21 protein-coding genes are annotated in these 19,227 nt (G+C 40.9%); 7 read left to right on the top strand and 14 right to left on the bottom strand.

What is annotated here, in order from left to right; genetic code table 11:
* The first annotated feature begins 117 nt into the window (after positions 1–117).
* Entirely contained in the window at positions 118–480 is a 363-nt protein-coding gene (locus tag FO442_RS06930; RefSeq protein ID WP_144332439.1) for a hypothetical protein, read from the top strand.
* 26 nt (positions 481–506) lie between these two features.
* On the opposite strand, the gene FO442_RS06925 is transcribed toward FO442_RS06930, so the two are convergent.
* The 4 genes from FO442_RS06925 to FO442_RS06910 form a co-directional block, all read right to left on the bottom strand.
* Positions 507–1,373 carry a TraB/GumN family protein gene (locus FO442_RS06925; protein ID WP_144332438.1) on the bottom strand — a complete coding sequence of 289 codons (867 nt, stop codon included), beginning with the start codon at positions 1,371–1,373 and terminating at the stop codon, positions 507–509.
* A gap of 129 nt (positions 1,374–1,502) precedes the next feature.
* Entirely contained in the window at positions 1,503–1,880 is a 378-nt protein-coding gene (locus FO442_RS06920) for a hypothetical protein (RefSeq protein WP_144332437.1), read from the bottom strand.
* Between the two features lie 241 nt (positions 1,881–2,121).
* Entirely contained in the window at positions 2,122–3,522 is a 1,401-nt protein-coding gene (locus tag FO442_RS06915; protein ID WP_144332436.1) for a type III PLP-dependent enzyme domain-containing protein, read from the bottom strand.
* A gap of 275 nt (positions 3,523–3,797) precedes the next feature.
* Entirely contained in the window at positions 3,798–4,115 is a 318-nt protein-coding gene (locus tag FO442_RS06910) for a phosphoribosylpyrophosphate synthetase (protein ID WP_144332435.1), read from the bottom strand.
* Between the two features lie 127 nt (positions 4,116–4,242).
* On the opposite strand from FO442_RS06910, the gene FO442_RS06905 reads away from it, so the two are divergent.
* A complete protein-coding gene (locus tag FO442_RS06905; RefSeq protein WP_144332434.1) occupies positions 4,243–5,118 on the top strand; it encodes a T9SS type A sorting domain-containing protein in 876 nt (291 codons plus the stop codon).
* Positions 5,119–5,205: 87 nt separating this feature from the next.
* Here the strand turns inward: FO442_RS06905 and FO442_RS06900 are convergent, their stop codons facing one another.
* Both FO442_RS06900 and prfB read right to left on the bottom strand, forming a co-directional pair.
* Positions 5,206–5,559, bottom strand: a complete 354-nt coding sequence (locus FO442_RS06900) for an ArsC/Spx/MgsR family protein (RefSeq protein ID WP_144332433.1) — start codon at positions 5,557–5,559, stop codon at positions 5,206–5,208.
* A 99-nt stretch (positions 5,560–5,658) separates the two neighbouring features.
* Entirely contained in the window at positions 5,659–6,741 is a 1,083-nt protein-coding gene (gene prfB, locus FO442_RS06895) for a peptide chain release factor 2 (protein ID WP_144332432.1), read from the bottom strand.
* A gap of 137 nt (positions 6,742–6,878) precedes the next feature.
* Between prfB and gcvH the strand changes: the two genes are divergently transcribed.
* Both gcvH and FO442_RS06885 read left to right on the top strand, forming a co-directional pair.
* The gene (gcvH, locus tag FO442_RS06890; RefSeq protein ID WP_144332431.1) at positions 6,879–7,256 is read left to right on the top strand and encodes a glycine cleavage system protein GcvH; all 378 of its coding nucleotides are present in this window, start codon (positions 6,879–6,881) and stop codon (positions 7,254–7,256) included.
* 123 nt (positions 7,257–7,379) lie between these two features.
* On the top strand, positions 7,380–7,943 hold the full coding sequence (locus FO442_RS06885) for a hypothetical protein (RefSeq protein ID WP_144332430.1): 564 nt from the start codon (positions 7,380–7,382) through the stop codon (positions 7,941–7,943).
* 197 nt (positions 7,944–8,140) lie between these two features.
* Here the strand turns inward: FO442_RS06885 and FO442_RS06880 are convergent, their stop codons facing one another.
* The 7 genes from FO442_RS06880 to deoC form a co-directional block, all read right to left on the bottom strand.
* Positions 8,141–8,722 carry a hypothetical protein gene (locus tag FO442_RS06880; RefSeq protein ID WP_144332429.1) on the bottom strand — a complete coding sequence of 194 codons (582 nt, stop codon included), beginning with the start codon at positions 8,720–8,722 and terminating at the stop codon, positions 8,141–8,143.
* Positions 8,723–8,927: 205 nt separating this feature from the next.
* A complete protein-coding gene (locus FO442_RS06875; RefSeq protein ID WP_144332428.1) occupies positions 8,928–9,650 on the bottom strand; it encodes a class I SAM-dependent methyltransferase in 723 nt (240 codons plus the stop codon).
* Positions 9,647–9,949, bottom strand: coding sequence for a hypothetical protein (locus FO442_RS06870; protein WP_144332427.1), 303 nt, complete (start codon positions 9,947–9,949; stop codon positions 9,647–9,649). Before FO442_RS06870 ends, FO442_RS06875 begins: the two co-directional genes overlap by 4 nt.
* Before the next feature lie 81 nt (positions 9,950–10,030).
* On the bottom strand, positions 10,031–10,909 hold the full coding sequence (locus FO442_RS06865; RefSeq protein ID WP_144332426.1) for an aldehyde dehydrogenase family protein: 879 nt from the start codon (positions 10,907–10,909) through the stop codon (positions 10,031–10,033).
* A 40-nt stretch (positions 10,910–10,949) separates the two neighbouring features.
* Positions 10,950–11,324 (bottom strand): four helix bundle protein, encoded by a 375-nt coding sequence (locus tag FO442_RS06860; protein ID WP_144332425.1) that lies wholly within the window; start codon positions 11,322–11,324, stop codon positions 10,950–10,952.
* Positions 11,325–11,407: 83 nt separating this feature from the next.
* Positions 11,408–12,907 (bottom strand): aldehyde dehydrogenase family protein, encoded by a 1,500-nt coding sequence (locus FO442_RS06855; protein ID WP_144332424.1) that lies wholly within the window; start codon positions 12,905–12,907, stop codon positions 11,408–11,410.
* Positions 12,908–12,945: 38 nt separating this feature from the next.
* On the bottom strand, positions 12,946–13,866 hold the full coding sequence (gene deoC, locus FO442_RS06850; protein WP_144332423.1) for a deoxyribose-phosphate aldolase: 921 nt from the start codon (positions 13,864–13,866) through the stop codon (positions 12,946–12,948).
* A 277-nt stretch (positions 13,867–14,143) separates the two neighbouring features.
* On the opposite strand from deoC, the gene FO442_RS06845 reads away from it, so the two are divergent.
* From FO442_RS06845 to FO442_RS06835, 3 genes are read left to right on the top strand one after another with little or no spacing between them, the layout of a single operon-like run.
* Complete coding sequence (locus FO442_RS06845) at positions 14,144–14,962, top strand: 3'(2'),5'-bisphosphate nucleotidase CysQ family protein (RefSeq protein ID WP_144332422.1); 819 nt, start codon at positions 14,144–14,146, stop codon at positions 14,960–14,962.
* On the top strand, positions 14,959–16,500 hold the full coding sequence (locus tag FO442_RS06840) for a hypothetical protein (RefSeq protein WP_144332421.1): 1,542 nt from the start codon (positions 14,959–14,961) through the stop codon (positions 16,498–16,500). The genes FO442_RS06845 and FO442_RS06840 overlap by 4 nt, the downstream gene beginning before the upstream one ends.
* Positions 16,500–17,984, top strand: coding sequence for a hypothetical protein (locus tag FO442_RS06835; RefSeq protein WP_144332420.1), 1,485 nt, complete (start codon positions 16,500–16,502; stop codon positions 17,982–17,984). Before FO442_RS06840 ends, FO442_RS06835 begins: the two co-directional genes overlap by 1 nt.
* A 64-nt stretch (positions 17,985–18,048) precedes the next feature.
* Here FO442_RS06835 and FO442_RS06830 read toward each other — a convergent pair whose 3' ends face one another.
* The gene (locus FO442_RS06830; protein ID WP_144332419.1) at positions 18,049–18,828 is read right to left on the bottom strand and encodes a DUF4382 domain-containing protein; all 780 of its coding nucleotides are present in this window, start codon (positions 18,826–18,828) and stop codon (positions 18,049–18,051) included.
* Positions 18,829–19,227 lie beyond the last annotated feature (399 nt).

The raw sequence follows: 19,227 nt of genomic DNA, 5'->3' as shown, positions 1-19,227 counted from the left end.
TTCAACAACAAACATATTCCATAAAGAATTAACAATCAATTATTTTTCAAATTATTATCGCCTTTTTGAATAAATCGATTATTTTTCAACTTCAGATACACGAAATCACTGGATAAAATGACAGACCGAAAATGCCTGGAATGCGGACAGAAATTAAGTGGCCGAAAAGATCAGAAGTTTTGTTCCGACTACTGCAGAAACACATATAACAATCGCCTGAATGAAGATGCTACCAAGTATGTAAGACGGATCAACAATATCTTACGCAAAAACCGGCGGATTTTAGCTGCATTGAATCCTGCCGGAAAACGAACGGTCGATGCCATAACATTGGCTGAAGAAGGATTCAATTTTCATTATTACACCAATACGTATCAAACCCAAAAGGGGAACACCTATTTTTTTTGTTACGAGCAAGGTTACTCGAAATTAGATGGTGATCAATACATGCTGGTACTGAAACAAGATTATGTGAAATAACAGAACCTATTATCGATGAATACCAATCATTTTAGTTTAACAGGACTAACGATGAATCCAGCTTCCCGCAAACGGGAAATGATTCCACATTCTCCATACAGGTGATATAAACCTACGATTACAATCACCGAATTATTTTGCTGAATGAATTCTGTGATCAAGGGCATCCATTTCTCATTTCGTTTGGTTAGAACTTCATCGTTTTCTGCACATTTTGCCTCGAATTGATAATCCAGTCGCATTTTTAAATACGATTCCACCACGGCACAAATTTTCTTTCGGCTTTTATCGTCCTGAAAGTTGTTAACCCATTGGTGAACAGCATCCTTCGCTTTATCCCAGGAAAAATCTTCACCATTTATACTGCTTATTGCATCAAACTGATCTGCGAAACTTTCCAATCCCTGTACTTGAATCGTGTTTTTTCGGGCTATGGACAACAGATAATCATCCATATGGTCAGTTGTGTCCGCTGACTTTATCGTTCCGCAATTCATTTTCACATATTCCTGCCGAAGCTTTAACAGAAGTTCTGAAGGTTTTTGTTTACTCAACGGGACTTTCCAGTCTATGGAGAGTTTTTCCAAAAAATCCACATCTTCTTTTGCCAGGAATTCTCTATAGGAAAAATCGTCCGTTCTATTCAGCATCACACGAATGATCTTCTCATTCTTATCTTCTACGCTCTCGAAAATAGCCAGATCCGATTTGAGTAACAGTTCCTTAATTTTGGGTTTTTCATCTACAAAAGAATTTCCCATTTGGTGAAGCGTACCTAATACGTAGGACGTCCTTTCAGAACCAGCTTTTCGAACAGACCATAATATGGTGTTTTGAGCAAGCGCAGCAATTATGCAGAACGTAAAGACAAACAGGTTAAGGACTTTTCTCATCGGATAATATTTGACACAATGTTAGATGATTCCCGGAAATTTCATTCAGACCTGTTTCGAAAAACCGGATAATAAAAAAGGACTACAAATGTCGTCCTTTCAAATATATCAATTAAAAAATTCTCATTCTTACAAATTCCACTTCTCCTTGAAAACATCCATTTTAGGGTGATCTTTTACGCCCTCACTTCCTATAAATAGGACATCCTTGCATTTTGTGCGATCGAAAAATAACGATAAATGAGATAGCGCAACGTTCATTGTTCCACTTAAGTCAATTTTGTGGATCGGTGCCTGGTGTACTTCGAACAAATCACGCAATTCTGCGGTTCGCTTGTCGAAGTTGTGATTGTCGTGAAAAATAACAACAGCATCAATCTTTTCTACCAGCTCATCATTTTCCTGGAAAGGCAAAACATGAAATCCCAACCCTTCCAACCAGGAATTCACGGTATCAGCGAATGGTGTTTTGTCATCGGTATAAATGGTCTGAATATGTGTTGTCATTCTTACCTTAATTTGTTATTTTTCGTTTACGCTTCTTAAAAGAGAGTGCAAAAATACTGTAAACTTTTAGTAAACCCCGTTTTAAATTGAATTAATTCCTTCTTTTATCCGAATTAGCAATGCAATAATCCGGAAAGCATTTGATCCTGAAATAATTAACCACAGTGCTTATTCGAGCTGAAAATTACAACAATTTGAACTAAAAACCTAGAGCCAACTAACTAATTCGATTTAGTCAGTTTTAGGGCTGATAACCGAGAATCCGCATAAAGTCATCCGCGGTCTGTTCCTTAGAAAACAGCTCCGATACGATTTTCCCGTGCTCATCCCGCTGAATAAGAACATGTTTAGGTTCCGGAATCAGGCAGTGTTTCAGGCCTCCGTACCCACCGATTGTTTCCTGGTACGCACCGGTATTAAAGAATCCAATATAAAGCGGTTTATTTTTATCGAATTTCGGGAGATAAATGGCATTTGAATGCTGCTCCGAATTGTAATAATCATCCGAATCACACGTCAAACCTCCCAAAAGCACACGCTCATAATCATCATTCCAGCGATTAATGGCCAACATGATAAAGCGCTGATTAATTGCCCAGGTATCGGGAAGATTTGTCATAAACGAACTGTCGATCATATTCCATTTTTCCCGATCATTTTGCTGTTTCTGATGTAGTACGTTGAAAATTGCGCCTCCGCTTTCTCCCACAGTAAACGATCCGAATTCGGTATAAATATTCGGTTCCGGAATATCGTTATCCGAACACACGCGTTTTACCTGCATCAGGATCTCCCGAACCATGTAAGCATAATCGAAATCAAAAGCCAACGACTTTTTTATTGGGAAACCGCCGCCTATATTCAAGGAATCCAGGGTCGGACACACTTTTTTCAGGTCGGAATAAATCCGAAGACACTTCGTCAATTCGTTCCAGTAGTACGAAGTATCATTGATCCCGGTATTGATAAAAAAATGCAGCATTTTAATTTGCACACGTGGATTATCCTGGATAAATGCTTTGTAAAAAGGAACTATTTCGCGGTAACGGATTCCCAATCGCGAAGTATAAAACTCGAACTTCGGTTCTTCTTCCGAAGCGATACGAATCCCGATCTTTAGCTCATTTTCTCCTGTTGCTGCGATCAGGTCGTGAATTTCAGCCGTGTTGTCGACCACAGGGATGACGTTCAATCGCTTGTCATCAATCAAGTCGGCGATATTCTGAATGTATTGCGGTGGTTTGAATCCGTTGCAAATAACATAACTTCCCTCCTTCAATTTTCCGGCGTTCAGCACATTTTTTACGATATCGATATCAAATGCAGAAGATGTTTCAATGTGGACATCGTTCTTCAGGACCTCGTCCAGGACAAAGGAGAAGTGAGAACTTTTTGTACAGTACGAATAATAATAGTTTCCGGAATACCCCAGGTTGTTCATTGCTTCGCGAAACCAACCTTTGGCACGTTGAATATTGTGGGAAATCTGAGGTAAATAATTGAATTTCAATGGCGTACCGTATTCTTCAATTAATCGCATCAAATCAATACCATGAAACATCAAGCGATCTTCTCTCAAGTGAAATTCATCTTGCGGGAAATCAAATGTCTGATCGATAAGGTCAATGTACTTTGTTCTCATTCACTACACGTTGCACTCCTCTGCGCCTTCGCTGAAGCTCTCACCTATGCGTAACCGCTTCGGTGGAGCAAGGTGGCGTAAGCGTTACGGAAATCTTTCTTAAAAGTTTACAAACCAACTAAATTATTCACGGAATAATCCGGTGCAAATTTAGAGTAAAGATTGGGATGTGACAGGAAAAAATTAAAAATCGTATTGTTTTCCATTCACAGGCATGGACACTTCCTTTAATGGCGGTTTTTTGAACGGTTTAATTATAGTTATACCGCGAAGTATCAAGAATGGTGTTTGGTCAGATGCTCTACCAATTTGGATGCTCTGTAACTGGAATAGATGCCAAAGGCGTTTACAACAATTCCTTTCACTTCCTTGTTCTTAGAAGAAATGGCATAAACGATCATTTCGTCTCCCGGATCAGTCATTCCTTCAAAACGGTATACCTCATCAATTTCAAAATCTTCCGGTGATAATTCCGTCGCAGTGGCCCGACAGACTAGGCAATCGCGTTCTGCTTCCATGGACAAATCTGCCGTATACCCGCGCTTTTTTAAATCGTTTACCGCTTCACTGACCGTTTCGTAATCGCGTATCATAATCGTCTTATTTGGTTTCCTTTAAAGATAAGGAAAAAGGAATCATTGTTGAAAGAAGAAACCTCTTTTTATCCCGGAAGCAACTGATCCCGTTTCCCGGCGTCTTGTGCTTACAAAACAATATCACATGAAAAAACTACTACTAAATGTTTCCCTGGCTTTGGGATTCACAACTTTTTCTCATGCTCAATGCAGTGTTGAAGTAAATGACAGCTTAATGAGCAATTACGATTATATCCTGAATGCGGTCAATATTACCGGAACCGGTCCTTTTGTTTACAACTGGACAGTAACTGACGGAAACGGAATGCCTGTCTCGTTTACTACCAGTTCGGGTGGTGACAGTATTACGATCGATGCGATGACCCTGCAAAACAATTATGGTTGTGTGATCTATCAGCTGTGTATAACGGATATGATTAACTGTACAACGTGCGCCTCTGATACGGCGGCACTGCAGGTACCATTTAATTGCTATTCCGCGTTCTCATCCTCTATTGTCGGGCAAAATCAGGTTTCCATTACATTGAATTCGACCATGCCGCCCTTCCTGATCGTGAATCAGATGATTATGTGGACTGACGGAAATGGCCAGGGTCAGGGAACACCATACATGGGACCGGGAACCATGGTAACTTATACACCAGGACCTTCCAATCCTTCCAACAAATTTTTCTGCTGTATTCTGACCAATACGACCAATGGCGGATGCATTTCCTGTGATTCCATTCAATATACCAATTCATCGTTGAGCCTGGAGGAGCTGAAAAACAAGGTGCTTCGCATAGCTCCTAATCCTGCTTCGTCTTTGGTAAGTATAGAAAGTTCTTCACCTATAGAAGATATAAACCTTTACAACTCCGTAGGACAGAAGCTTGCAGTAAACTTTACCGTAAACGGAAATACGGCACAACTGAACATTGGTGAACTTCCAAAGGGAATTTATACTCTTGAAGTAGTTGGTGCTTCCGTTCAATTCAAGGAGTCACTTATCAAAGAATAGGTACTTACTCTCTAAATATATTCCAAACGCAAAGGACGCTAAGACAGAAAACAAATTCTTCTTTGCGTTCTTTGCTTCCAAGCGGTTTTATTTTTTATCCAGTAATTCTTTGATAAGAATCGGAGGCCTGCCTACTATTGCCTGGTCACCGCGCACTACAATCGGTCGTTCGATCAGAATGGGATATTTCATCATAGCCTGGATCCATTGTTTTCGAGTACGGGTCTTCCCTGCGTATTTTTCTATGAAAATTTCCTCCTTTTGACGAATGATATCCAGTGGTTTTGCCTTCAATAATTTTAGTAATCCATCCAATTCTTCATAGGTTGGAGGAACCAGCAGATAATCCCTGATTTCTACATCCGCACCCAAATCTTCCAGGATACAAAGTCCTTCCCTGCTTTTAGAGCACCGGTTATTGTGATATATAATTGTTTTCATTTTCAAAGACATAAGACTTTAGACAAAAGACTCAAGACAAATTCAGACTTACAACGAATTCAAGTCTTTTGTCTTGCATCTTGAGTCTTATAGTCTTTATTAGTTTCCGTACATCATCAGATAAGACTTCAGGAAAGGCAATAAATCGCCATCCAGTACCTTATCCGGGTCGTTTACCGTGTAATCCGTTCGATGGTCCTTGACGCGTCTGTCATCCAAAACATAACTTCTGATCTGGGAACCCCATTCGATCTTTTTCTTTCCTGCTTCAATTTGCTCGCGTGATTCGGCACGTTTGCGCAACTCAATTTCATATAATTGGGAACGCAACAATTGCATGGCTTTTTCCTTATTGGCTAATTGAGACCGCGATTCGGAGTTTTCAATGATGATTCCGGAAGGGGCGTGTCGCAAACGGACCGCAGTTTCTACCTTGTTAACGTTCTGTCCGCCCGCACCGCCTGAACGGAAGGTTTCAAAGGTAATATCTGCCGGATTCACGTAAATTTCGATGGTATCATCCACAGATGGATAAACGTATACGGAAGCAAATGAGGTCATCCGTTTTCCCTGGGAATTGTAAGGACTGACACGTACCAAGCGATGAATTCCATTTTCACCTTTCAGGTAACCGAAAGCAAATTCCCCTTCGATTTCCAGCGTTACTGTTTTGATCCCGGCAACATCGCCTTCCTGGAAGTTGAGTTCTTTTACCTTGTAACCACTTTTTTCAGCCCACATAATATACATGCGCATCAGCATTCCGGCCCAGTCGCATGCCTCGGTTCCCCCGGCACCTGCTGTTATTTGCAATACTGCACTCAACGCATCTTCCTCTCCCGAAAGCATGTTTTTCAATTCCACTTCTTCAATGGTAACGAGCAAGGATTCATATGCCACATCACATTCGGATTCTTCTGCGGCTCCTTCTTTTACAAAATCCATCAAAACTTCCAGGTCTTCCGCCTGCGATTTCAAACGCGTATAGGATTCAATCCAGAATTTCAGTCCGCGGATTTCTTTCATTTGCGCTTCCGCCTTTTTCGGATCATCCCAAAAACCCGGATCCTGTGTTTTCAATTCACTTTCACGCAATTGCATTTGCTTTTCCGGAATCTTCAGATAGCTTGCAATTGCATCAATACGCTGATTAATTTCTTTGAGTTGGTCACTGTTTACCATAACACAAAGTTAATTGAAAATGGAAAATGGACAATTGAAAAGAAGGTGTGTGAAATTGTAGTGGCGAAAAATCTTTCGCTACTACCCAAAAAAAATTACATTTGCACCGAGAAAAGACTTATAAAACGAATAATAAGATGAATATTCCAGCAAATTTAAAATACACAAAAGACCACGAGTGGGTAAGTGTTGAAGGTGATGTTGCAACAATCGGTATTACTGATTTCGCTCAGGGTGAATTAGGCGATATCGTATACGTTGAAATTGAAACAGTAGGTGAAACAATGGACCAGGAAGAAGTTTTCGGTTCTGTTGAAGCAGTTAAAACGGTTTCTGATTTGTTCATGCCGGTTTCTGGAGAAATCATTGAGTTCAATTCAGGTTTGGAATCTAATCCGGAAGCAGTAAACAAAAATCCATACGGTGACGGATGGATGATCAAAGTAAAAATGTCTAATCCTGGAGAAATTGACGGTCTGTTGGATGCAGCAGGATACCAGGCTTTGGTTGGTTAATAAACATGCAATTATATCAGGCAGGGGCAGAAAATTTTCTGCCCCTGCCTGTTTTCAGACATCATTTTTGACTTTTCTTATGACCACTAAATTTAAATAGTAACTTCACAAAAATATTATCTGATGAAAATTGCATTATATATCATCTCAGGCCTGTTGATCTTTTTGAATTCCTGCACCATTATTACTTCCACCAATGCACCGGGAAAACCGGAAGCCGCTTTTCCAAAATCGATGATTGGAAAATACGAATTGATCTACCCAGAAAGTTTCCAGGGAATGATGGAAGGAGCTGATATGAAAACGACTGTTGTGATCAAATCTGATGAACTGATCATGAATAGCGGTGAGGGCGATTCACACATGAAAATCAATGATTCCATTTCCGTTACTAAATTGGGGAAACAATATTATCTATGCATGGGCAAAGCCCCGGTATTGAATGTTTTCAAAGTGATCAAAAAAGGAAAGGACCTGGAATTGCATTCTATGAACGCGAAAGAAGGGGTTACTGCTGATCAGTTAAAACCATTTTTTTCACAGGTAAGCACTTCACAAAACGCAGATGAAGAAACCGGTGAGATCACCGAATCTTATGTCGTAACGATTGATGACAGCAAAATCGACAGTTACTATAAAAGCGATATCATTCACGTTGAACCCTTTACGTTTAAGCGCATAAAATGAGAATCACGTTAACCATCTTTATTCTTTTACCATTTTCTGCAGAAAACTGGAATATTTGATAAAGGAGGTTTTTCGATTAATTCATTACCAATTTCATTTAAATTAACTTAGGTCAGAATGAATCTGGGGTGAGGAAAATGAAAAAGGGGCTGTCCCTATCTTTACAGCCCCGATTTATGTGTTTAATCTGCTACGAATTAAACAACCTCATCAATCTCGTCATCGAGGTAAATGAAGAATGCATATACATCATCTTTCAATGCCTCGGCTTGTTTGGCTTTTAGTTCTTTTTTCAATGTTAAGGTCTCTACCAGCGCTGCATCTTCTCTCAAGTCAGCTACATTTCCCTGGCGTGTATCCTTACGCAATTCTTTCTTAGCTGCATACAATTCTTTCTTAGCCGCTTTCCGTTCTAAATTCGCCTGGTGAATCGCAGTATACTGATCGGCTTGTAAATCACACTTGTCAATACGTAAGTACTTTTTGTCCCGTTTCAAGTCAGCTTTCGCTTTTCGGAGCTCTTTTTTACTCATATGTGACTCAATTGCCAAACCTGCCTCTTTGTTTTTCTTGAATTCAGCTTTGTAAAAAGCAATTCGTTGCTGATCCCTTTCTATTCGTGACATAGAGGCTTTCATCTCTTTGTACTCCTTCCGATTCAGGAATCGGTTTCCTTTGATTGAACCTTCTTCATGTGCGGCAAAAGAAGGCGTTGTCGCTACCAACCCTGCTACCATCATCCCGATCATAAACAGGTTCTTGAAATTCATCTTTTCCATAACTTGTTATTTTTTTGGTTCGCTTAAGTCAAGGCAATGGATGTGCCATGAATGATAAAATCGACTGAAAATGAAGAATAACAAGGGATTACGGTAGTTTATTCAAAATGAAAAAAAATGTGAATATTTTTCAAAATGAAAAAACAGAATTCGAAATGATAAATACCTAACATTCCTGAAGTTCAAAAAACGATCTAAATCTGTTCTACTTCCCTATTCTTAGTAAAACCGGGAAAGTAACTTTAACCTGTTCGAATTCCGGGAATTCCGGGAGGATCAAATCAATCGGGTTCATTTTGTGTTTTTCCTTGAAGTGTTTCACCGCCGACCAGGTACTCAAATATCCCAATAGTTGGTCACGTTTCCAGGTATGTTCGATCGCAAACTCCGGATGCAGAATCTCTTCAAAAGGGAAAGGAATTGTTTGATAGGCTTCATCGATATAACGGCGTTCCGGATCCCAATAATCTCCCAGGATTTCCGCATACAATTTGGTTACTGCTTTTTGGACGCCGGGATTGTCAATTTGAATGTTACCATAACCCAAAACAACGATCAAACCATTTGGTTTCAGAACGCGCTTTGCTTCCGCATAGAATTTCTCAAAGTCGAACCAATGAACTGCCTGGCCCACTGTGATGCAATCAAAATGCTGATCCGAAAAATCTGTTTGTTCTGCAACTTGTTGGGAGTACCGGATTTTCGGGTGAGAAACCGCATTTTTTAATTGATTTTCGCTTAAATCAGTGGCTTCTATGTGATCAAAGAGTTTCACCAGTTTTTCTGCGACTTGTCCGGTTCCGGTTGCGCAATCCCAGGCACATTGTTTTCCAGGCAGGACCGTGTGCAAAAAAGCAAAAACCCCATCCGGATAAGTTGGCCGAAATTGCGCGTACGCAGCAGAGTTATTTGAGAAGTTGTCTTTCATTTCTGGTTCTCCTTATCTCTGCTGAAGTATAGCATTAATTTAAAATAGAGGAAAAGCCCGAAGGAAATCACAAATAGTAATTGTGCCCAAATAGGTGTAAATCCATCTGTATCTGCCAGAAAAAATGCCCGGAAGAAGAAAGCCCCAACCCATAAGGAACTATTCTCTAAAACGCGAATTACTTTTGAATTTTTAGAAATCCAAGAGGTCAGCAATAATCCAAGCGCACTAAAAGACAACAACGACGAAAGCAAGAACCGATCTTCTGTATCTCTTTCTCCGGGAAATGTAAAATCCATTACCATAAGAAAACGTGTAATTACCTGAAAAAAATCAGAACAAGGAAGTATGTAAATTTTGCAAGTTTCAAAATTACTTACCTAGTAACTACTCGTCGCCCCACCCACATTTTCAATCGGGTGCCAGGTTGTTTTCAGTTCCTGCAGATCGGTGATGTAATACGGATTTTCGTCTGTTTCTTTGGTGAAATCATTTTCATAGATAAATACCCGTTTCACGTTGCAATCCGCACCGGATTCAATCGCCAACCCATATTCTCTATTTCCACCGGCATAAACCACAGCATTCACATCCATGTGACTGTGGAATTGCTCTACCAATTCTTTCTCGGTTCCAGTCAGGATGTTCACCACTCCACCTGTCAAATCAGAAGTTGCCAATACTTCAGCAAAGGTAATCGCACACAAGGGTAAATTCTCCGAAGCTAAAACAACGCACGCATTTCCACCGGCAATAACCGGTAAAATAGTTGAAACCAAACCGATCAGTCCGTTTGCTTGCGGGGCGATAATTCCAACAACTCCCATTGGTTCCAAAGCCGAGAAATTGAAATGGCTGCTCGCAACCGGATTCACCGAAGAGAATACCTGCTGGTACTTATCACACCAACCCGCATAATACACGCAGCGGTCGATTGCCAGCTCTACTTCCTGCTTCGCTTTTGCATCTGTGCTCCCTTGCTTCACTAATTCTTCTACGAATTGGGCTTTGCGCCCTTCCAGCATTTCCGCAATACGATACAAGATTTGTCCGCGGTTAAAAGCTGTTTTCTCAGACCAGGATCCGAATGCTTTTCGGGCAGCAACCACCGCGTTTCTAAAATCTTTCCTGGACGACAGGCACATATTTGCCAATGGCTGTCCTTTCTTATCAAGCGGTGTATAATACCTTCCGGATTCCGTGCGCGGGAATGCTCCGCCGATGAAGATTTTGTATGTTTTTAGTATTTCCAAACGCATCTTTTAATTGAAAATTTAAAATGGAGAATTGAAAAGAGGATTATCGTTTAATCCATGTGGAATTTGCCTTCGACTTTATAATAATAGCGCTTAAAATTCTCATTACTTGATCTGACTCCTTCCTCAATTCTATTAGTTCTTCCTTTTTTGACTTACTTAATTCTATCAATAACTCCATCCAGTAAATTGACTCATCGCATTCTTTAAGCGCAATTGATAACTTATGAATAAAGTCGTTTTTGCTTTCTGCATTTCTTGCTTCCCGAACATTAGCTCCGACCGAAGAAGCAGATTTAGCAAGTTGTTTTGTTATAATAAATTGTTTTTCTACTTCATTTATTTGCTCACAAATCCTAAAAGTTTGAAGTGCAAATTGAAAAGTTCTTTCTCGAATATCTATTGGCTTTAAGCTCATTTGTTTTCTCTTTCTTATTTAATTTAGATAAAAACATCCTTGAAAACCAACTTTTTAATCCTAAAACAAAATTTCTCGTCTTTTCAATTTTGCAATTCTCCATTCTCCATTCTGAGATAAGCTCCCAATCCCTGCAAGCCTCCTTCCCGTCCGAATCCGCTTTCTTTGTAGCCTCCAAACGGGGAAGTCGGATCGAATTTATTATAGGTATTTGCCCAGATTACTCCGGCACGCAGTTTTGACGTCATATTAAAAATACGCGAGCCTTTATCTGTCCAAACTCCTGCTGCTAAACCATACGGTGAATTATTTGCTTTCTGAATGACTTCATCAATCGTCCGGAAAGTTTGAATGGTAAGCACCGGTCCGAAAATTTCCTCCTGTGCAATTCTGCTCGATTGAGCAACATCCGTAAATAAGGTTGGACGCACGAAATATCCTGTTTTCGGAATTTCGCAGGAACTTTCATACATGCTTGCACCTTCGTCTTTCCCGATTTTAATATACTTGCGAATGGTGTCCAATTGTTCTCTCGAATTAATTGCACCGATGTCCGTATTCTTATCCAAGGGATCACCCACATACAAGGTATCCAAGCGATCTTTCAGTTTTTGGATCACTTCTTCAGCTACAGATTCCTGTACGAACAAGCGCGAACCGGCACAACAAACATGTCCCTGATTGAAGAAGATTCCGTTTACAATTCCTTCAACCGCCTGGTCGATCGGGGCATCTTCAAACAGGATGTTTGCCGATTTCCCTCCTAATTCCAAGGTTAGTTTCTTGCCTGTTCCCGCAACAGCTTTTTGAATAATCTTCCCGACCTGGGTGGAACCGGTAAATGCAATTTTATTGATATCCGGGTGGTTCACTATGGCTGCGCCCGTATCTCCGTAACCGGTAAGGATATTGACAACTCCTGCTGGCAATCCTGATTCATGAATGATTTCTGCCAGCAACATCGCGGTCAACGGTGTTGTTTCAGCAGGTTTCAAAACAACTGTATTTCCCGCAGCCAAAGCCGGGGCAATTTTCCAGGCCGCCATTAAAAGCGGAAAATTCCATGGAATGATTTGTCCCGCAACGCCTAAAGAACTCACCGTTCTATTCGGGAATGCATAAGCTAATTTATCTGCCCAACCGGCGTAATAGAAAAAATGATTGCAAGCCAGCGGAACATCTACATCGCGTGATTCGCGAATGGTCTTTCCCGCATCCAGTGTTTCAACAACTGCCAATTCTCTTGCTTTCTCCTGCATGAGCCTTGCAATGCGGTAAATGTATTTTCCCCGTTCTTTTGCAGATAGCTTCGACCAAACATTTTCATACGCTTTACGGGCTGCTTTCACCGCCTTGTCCACATCACTCTCATCAGCATGCGCTACCTGAGCGAGTACTTTTTCCGTTGCAGGATTGGTCGTCGGGAAGTATTTTCCAGAATTCGGTGCAACGAATTTTCCGTCTATATATAGGTCGTAACGTTCTTTCAATTTCACATGACCGGTACTTTCCGGACTTGGACTGTAATCCCAGCCTCCGTTAAAATTGAATAACACTTCCTCTTTATGTTTCTTCTTTGTCATATCCTCCCTCTTTGTCCCCCTCCAAAGGGGGAAATAAGTTAATCTATCGAAAAATAATCGGCACTTTGATAATGTCCTGTTTCTTGTTTTACCAATTGCATCAACACATCATTCGCCAGTGAACTTGCGCCGAACCGAAACCATTCGTTATTCAACCATTCGTTTCCAAGCGTTTCTTTTACCATAACCAAATTGTGCAATGCCAGTTTGGAAGAAGAAATTCCACCGGCCGGTTTCATCCCCACTTTTACTCCCGTTTTCCGGTAAAAATCCCTGATTGCACACAACATGGTGTAAGTTACCTGCATCGTTGCGGCAGGTTGAATTTTACCTGTAGATGTCTTAATAAAATCTGCTCCGGCATACATGGCAATATCACTTGCTCTGCGCACCTGATCCAAAGAAGCCAGCTCTCCGGTTTCAAAAATCACCTTCAAGCGAGCTTTACCACACACTTCCTTAATGGCTGCAATTTCATCGAATACAAAATTGTAATCTCCCGCCAAGAACTTCCCACGTGAGATTACCATATCAATTTCATCTGCTCCATTATCAACTGCAAACTGCGTATCCAATAACTTGATTTCCCTAGTGGATTGTCCACTTGGAAATGCAGTTGAAACAGAAGCTACTTTGATTCCGGAATCTCCCAATGCTTTTTTTGCTTCTGCAACCATGGTCGGATAAACACAAACAGCAGCGACTGTTGGCAACCCTTCCTGCAAATCATGCAAATGCTGTGCTTTATAACACAACTGGCGAACCTTCCCGGGCGTGTCTTTTCCTTCCAGAGTAGTTAAATCAATCATATTCAGCACCATTTTCAGGCCCTGAACTTTTGATTCGTTCTTGATACTTCGTGTTTGAAACCGGGCTACGCGTTCCTCCACACCCACTTTGTCAACTGTGGGAGAAAGTTTAAAATCAGGAATCTGCTTGAATGTTTTATTTCTATTCATCTAGTATGAATGTGATTCATTCAAAGATACAGATAGGAAATTAACTGGCGGTTAAATTTGAAGAAGAAATAGTGCTAAAAGGAATTAGTTATTAATTACCATGGTAACTGGTGGATAATCTTACTCTTATCCAAAATTACTTTCACACGAATCCGGCACGCAAAGGATCGCATTTTAGTCATCAAAAGCTATCGCTTTTCTTATCCCGAATCACTTTTCGCACTAACGTTTGTCGTAATTTAGTCTTCAAGCTATCGCTTTTTCTTATTTTTAGCCAATGATTAGCGCAGAAATTCAGTCTTTTATCCCCATCGTTTTGAAAGCTTGTGTGGAAGCTTCCGAGGCTATTATGGAAGTGTATGAAACAGATTTCGATCCATCCATGAAGCATGACGGAAGTCCCGTAACCAAAGCAGACTTGTTGTCCAATTCAATTATTAAACTGGCATTGGAAAAAACGGGAATCCCGACCATCATGGAAGAGAGTATCAACTCTCCGTTTGAGACACGAAAAACGTGGGAACATGTCTGGATCGTTGATCCCTTGGACGGTACGAAAGAATTCATCAAAAAAAATGGGGAATTTGCCGTTTGTATTGCATTGGTCTACCAAAACCAACCTGTTTTGGGATTCATTGTTTCTCCTGCAAACAAGGAGATTATTTTCGGTGGAAAGGAGATTGGTGTGTCCCTACTGGATTTTGATCAGATAGATCAAGCTGAACGCTGGAAAGTAGTTCAACCTAAAACCACAATTTCCACACCACTTAAAATTGCAGGAAGCAGGTCTCATCATTCCGGAAGTGATTTGAAGTTCAACGAATCCATGCGGGAATTATTCGGCGAGGTGGAATTCATTAAAATGGGAAGTGCTTTAAAATTTTTCGACCTTGCCTTGGGAAAAGCAGATGTTTATCCGAGATTTGCACCTACAATGGAATGGGATATTGCAGCCGGACAAGCAATTATTGAGGCCCTGGGAGGAATGGTGGTACATGCCGAAACGAACCAACCGCTTAAGTACAATAAAGAAAATTTGTACAACCCTTATTTCATTGTAAAAACCAAGCCAATTCTTGAGCGATTGAAGAAATGAGAGTACTGGTATATAGTGTTATTTCATTGTTTTTGAGTTATCCCGTTTTTGGACAGGAATACCGCGTACTACCCATCGAATCCTATTTCAGGGATGTTTCTTTTTTTACCGATTCATCCTTTGTACCTGTTTTTCCGGTGACCGATAACGAGGTCAATTATTATAACACGGCAAAAGAGCAGAAAGCACGCTATTCCAATGTGGGCTACTATATTTACCAACGGGAATTAATCCAACTTGTAAAGAATAACGGTGCGATTTGGGTCAGCCCGATTTTAGATATTCAAATGGGCGTGGAACGTGGAGATACCAGTATCCGCCAATACTTAAATGTCCGTGGTCTTCGCATGGAAGGAAGCATCAAAAACAAGGTTTTTTTCTCGGGTTCTTTCTATGAAAATCAGGCTGTTTTACCTTATTATGCACAGCAATACGTCACTAATCGGGGAGAATTCTATCCGAACAGTGGGGATTCAAGTTATACGCAATCAAATGCGGTAATCCCGGGAAGTGCTCGTACAAAGCCCTTCAAAACGAATGGTTTTGATTATGCTTATGCAACCGGAATGGTGCAATGGCAAGTGCTGAAAAGCCTGTCGGTTTCGGTTGGAAACAACCCGATTTTTATCGGAAGTGGTTACCGGTCGGTTCTTTACTCCGATAATTCACTTCCCACCATGAATTTCCGAATCAATTATTCCCTGGGTGAGAAATGGAACTTCCAACTCATACGAATGCAGGGACTGAATATGCTTCGCATTCCTTATTCCACGAATGGTGAAGCCCTGTATGAGCGAAAAGCCTTAAGTCTCGCTTCGATTTACTTCCAGCCAACGAAGCACCTTCGCATCGGGTTAATTGAAGGCGGAACATGGAGCCGGGGAGATTCCATTCAAAAACAAGCGGTTGAAGGCGGATTTTACATTCCCATTCCGGGAGCGGCGACCATTCAGGAAGGAATCAATGGAAAAAGCTATGCTTATCTGGGTTTGGACTTTAACTGGCGGATCTGGAAAATGCTTTTATACGGTCAATACGGGAGAAATCCTTATTCCAAATCCAGTGATGTCGGTCAGATTGGGATCCGTTACTGGCCTTTTCAATCACACAACTACCTGGTTCACCTGGAATACAATCATACATCAGCAAATGCGTACCAAGCTTCCAATCCGCGCATTCATTACAGCAACTTCAATCTGCCGGTCGGTCATCCGATAGGAGCCGGAGTGGATGAAATCGTATTCAGGCTTCGGGGAGAATGGAATCACTTGTTCGTTAGTTCTTCGACTAATTATTATATCAGCCAATCAGCGAATTACCGACAATTATTGCCGCTTTATGCATTGAACACCGGCTTGAACCAACAGGTATTCTACGAAAACGTCGAACTGGGTTACAACTTCAATCACCTGTACGGCCTGGAAATCTTTGGTTCCGCTAAATTGCGTATGGTGAAGAATCCTCTACAGGATGGTCAATCTTACTGGTTCAATATCGGGATACGAACCGCGCTTAATAACCATTATTTCGACTTCTGATGCGGATTCAATTTCTCATAGCGCTGCTCTTTTTTGCTTCCTTCGGCTATTCGCAGGCAAGTATCGACCGAATTCGCCATCTGAACCTGAAACCAGATGTTACATCTTCCCAAACGATCCATCATTCGGTGCAACCGATGATTCGCTACACACCGATCCAATCGAATCAAAAAGACACACTTATTTTTGATGGAGATACCAGCATTTTTAATGCACATTTCAGTCCTAAAGGATCGAACCGGAGTTTCGCCATTCTTCCGGCAACAGACAGTTATTTTCAATACGATACCGCTCTCAGTTACCGCGCGGCAATTGGATTTAATTTTGAGAAAACCTGGGGAAAATGGTACAATCGCACTTTATTGACTTCGGGGTGGAGTTTACGGGAAGATTATACTCAGACACATGTTGCTTTTTCGCCATTGCAAAACCGAACGTCTTTTTGGTTTACGGATATTCGCACCCGTTTGGGTTATACGCCGAATGAAATGCTGCACATCAGTGCCGGGATCGATAACCAGTTTTTTGGCGAGGGATACCGATCATTGATCCAGGGAGATCAGGTTGCCCCTAATCCCTTCGTTCAGTTCCGGGTGAATTTCTGGAACCTCGAATACGGGTTGCTCTACCAATTTCTACACGATAATAATTACGCTGATAAAACCCGCGATTGGAAATACAATACTACCCATTACCTGAGTTTGAACATCGGTTCGAATTTCAATATTATGTTGCTGGAATCCGTGATTTTCCAATCAAAAGACAGCACCTATAAGCGGGGTTATGAAGTGGAATATTTAAATCCGTTCGTGTTCTTTCGTCCACAGGAATATAGTTTAGGTTCTACCGATAATGTTTTACTCGCTTTGCAATCGTCTTATTATTTCTCAAATAAAAGACACTGTGTGTACTTTCAATTGCCGCTGGATGAATTCGTCTTAAAAGAAATCAAAAAACGCTCCAAATGGTGGGCAAATAAATACGGGGTGCAACTAGGAATAAAAGGACGCTTCAAACACTGGTCGTATCAATTGGAAGGGAATTTAGTCAGACCCTATACGTTCTCTCACATTTCTTCCGGACAAAATAACGGCTCCATGGGATTGCCTCTCGGTCATTATTTGGGAAGCAATTTTGCCGAACTGCTTGCGACGGCCCAAATTCCGTTCACCCATTTTCAACTGACACTTTTTTCTTCTTTTTATCTGAAAGGATACGATGATTCAGTTGTCAGTTATGGCGGCGACATTTATAAAAGTTATACATCCCATCCCAAAGAATTTGGGAACACAATCGGCCAGGGAATCACACAACGGGCCGTTTCCCTTCAAGCCAATGCTTCAACGACTTTAATCAAGCTGCAATTGGAATTATATGTTCAGGCAGGGATGCAGTACAGTTGGGGCGAGATGGGAACAAGCACCACTCCGCTTATTTGCCTGGGAATGCGTAGTAATTTATTCAACGAACGGAAAATTCGCTGATAAAAAAGGGATTCCATTAGCTGAAATCCCTTTCCTGTTAATTTATTTCTCATCTCACAAAACGTCAGATCTGGATCGAACCCACATTTTTTATCTGGCCTTTCGTAATCGTCACGTTTTGTATGCTTTTTTGGGACGCCAACACTTCCCCTTCTGCTCTTGCCTCAATCTTCAGAAGGTAAGTTCCATCCGGAACTCCTCTGATCATAAAGTACCCGTTCTGGTTGATATACGTGCTTCCGGTATAGAAACTGTTGCTTAAACTGATCGCAGCATGAGAAGCTCCGCTCACCTGACCCTGAAGACCTGTTCCCGGATCCGTAATTTCTGCGATTATCGGATTCAGTGTATAAGCTCCACCGGTTTGTGCAATGGATGATCCTACATTGAAGTCAAGCAAGATACTGGAGGTAACTCCTGAACTTACCTGGCAATGAATCGGCACTTCAACCTGTCCGGAGAAATTAGATCCGAAGGACAAATTCACTGTATTTGAACCATTTGATCCGTTAAATGTCAAACTGTTCTCACCGCTGAAAGTCAATTTCAATTTGGTGTATGTACCCGGCTGAACCGTAGTTGCACTTGCAATGGTCACTTCTGCTCCGTTTGTCAGGTCCAGGATATTGATCTCCTTGGAAGTTTCATTGATCGTAACCCATCCGGAATTTTCCAGGTAGGCTTCAATTTTCAGGATTTCAACATTCAATGACACAAAATCACCCGGTGAATCCGTCATTCTAACTTCCATTTGTCCCTGAGAGACTTGATTGTTCTTCTTACATGATTGAATTATGAAACCCGCACAAACAATCATCAACGTAAATACCAGTACCTTTTTCATAATCGTATATTTTAATCCGGAAACAGGTAAACGAAGTTTGTGCCAAAGGAAAGAACATTGAATCGAACCAATCGCGATTAAGCTGTAAATAAAGGGTGTAAACAAATCGACGGAAAAACGGTGAAGAACTTCAGGGATTCTGTTTTCGTTCAATATGAAAAGGTCATTTTCATATTGAAAAGCAAATTTTAGCACAAAAAAGAGGGAGGCTTACCACTTCCTCCCTCAAACTAACACACCTATGACCCGATTTTTGAGAATCCAAAAAAGGATCTCATAACCTGATACAGAACAAAGATATCCTTAAAGTTAAATCTAAGCTGTAGGAATTAATAAGAGGTAAGAACTAAGTAACATTTGGTTCATTTTAAAGAATACTTGAAATAATTATTATCTAAA

This window comes from Fluviicola chungangensis (assembly GCF_007558725.1).
Classification (GTDB): domain Bacteria; phylum Bacteroidota; class Bacteroidia; order Flavobacteriales_D; family Crocinitomicaceae; genus Fluviicola; species Fluviicola chungangensis.
This window is presented reverse-complemented; position numbering and strand designations above follow the sequence as displayed.

Coding starts and splice junctions, on each gene's coding strand:
- FO442_RS06920 (WP_144332437.1), bottom strand. CDS start 1,880: ATGACAACACATATTCAGACCATTTATACCGATGACAAAACACCATTC.
- FO442_RS06835 (WP_144332420.1), top strand. CDS start 16,500: ATGCGGATTCAATTTCTCATAGCGCTGCTCTTTTTTGCTTCCTTCGGC.
- FO442_RS06900 (WP_144332433.1), bottom strand. CDS start 5,559: ATGAAAACAATTATATATCACAATAACCGGTGCTCTAAAAGCAGGGAA.
- gcvH (WP_144332431.1), top strand. CDS start 6,879: ATGAATATTCCAGCAAATTTAAAATACACAAAAGACCACGAGTGGGTA.
- FO442_RS06880 (WP_144332429.1), bottom strand. CDS start 8,722: ATGGAAAAGATGAATTTCAAGAACCTGTTTATGATCGGGATGATGGTA.
- FO442_RS06915 (WP_144332436.1), bottom strand. CDS start 3,522: ATGAGAACAAAGTACATTGACCTTATCGATCAGACATTTGATTTCCCG.
- FO442_RS06875 (WP_144332428.1), bottom strand. CDS start 9,650: ATGAAAGACAACTTCTCAAATAACTCTGCTGCGTACGCGCAATTTCGG.
- FO442_RS06930 (WP_144332439.1), top strand. CDS start 118: ATGACAGACCGAAAATGCCTGGAATGCGGACAGAAATTAAGTGGCCGA.
- FO442_RS06925 (WP_144332438.1), bottom strand. CDS start 1,373: ATGAGAAAAGTCCTTAACCTGTTTGTCTTTACGTTCTGCATAATTGCT.
- FO442_RS06830 (WP_144332419.1), bottom strand. CDS start 18,828: ATGAAAAAGGTACTGGTATTTACGTTGATGATTGTTTGTGCGGGTTTC.
- FO442_RS06860 (WP_144332425.1), bottom strand. CDS start 11,324: ATGAGCTTAAAGCCAATAGATATTCGAGAAAGAACTTTTCAATTTGCA.
- FO442_RS06855 (WP_144332424.1), bottom strand. CDS start 12,907: ATGACAAAGAAGAAACATAAAGAGGAAGTGTTATTCAATTTTAACGGA.
- FO442_RS06845 (WP_144332422.1), top strand. CDS start 14,144: ATGATTAGCGCAGAAATTCAGTCTTTTATCCCCATCGTTTTGAAAGCT.
- prfB (WP_144332432.1), bottom strand. CDS start 6,741: ATGGTAAACAGTGACCAACTCAAAGAAATTAATCAGCGTATTGATGCA.
- FO442_RS06905 (WP_144332434.1), top strand. CDS start 4,243: ATGAAAAAACTACTACTAAATGTTTCCCTGGCTTTGGGATTCACAACT.
- FO442_RS06910 (WP_144332435.1), bottom strand. CDS start 4,115: ATGATACGCGATTACGAAACGGTCAGTGAAGCGGTAAACGATTTAAAA.
- FO442_RS06870 (WP_144332427.1), bottom strand. CDS start 9,949: ATGGATTTTACATTTCCCGGAGAAAGAGATACAGAAGATCGGTTCTTG.
- FO442_RS06865 (WP_144332426.1), bottom strand. CDS start 10,909: ATGCGTTTGGAAATACTAAAAACATACAAAATCTTCATCGGCGGAGCA.
- deoC (WP_144332423.1), bottom strand. CDS start 13,866: ATGAATAGAAATAAAACATTCAAGCAGATTCCTGATTTTAAACTTTCT.
- FO442_RS06840 (WP_144332421.1), top strand. CDS start 14,959: ATGAGAGTACTGGTATATAGTGTTATTTCATTGTTTTTGAGTTATCCC.
- FO442_RS06885 (WP_144332430.1), top strand. CDS start 7,380: ATGAAAATTGCATTATATATCATCTCAGGCCTGTTGATCTTTTTGAAT.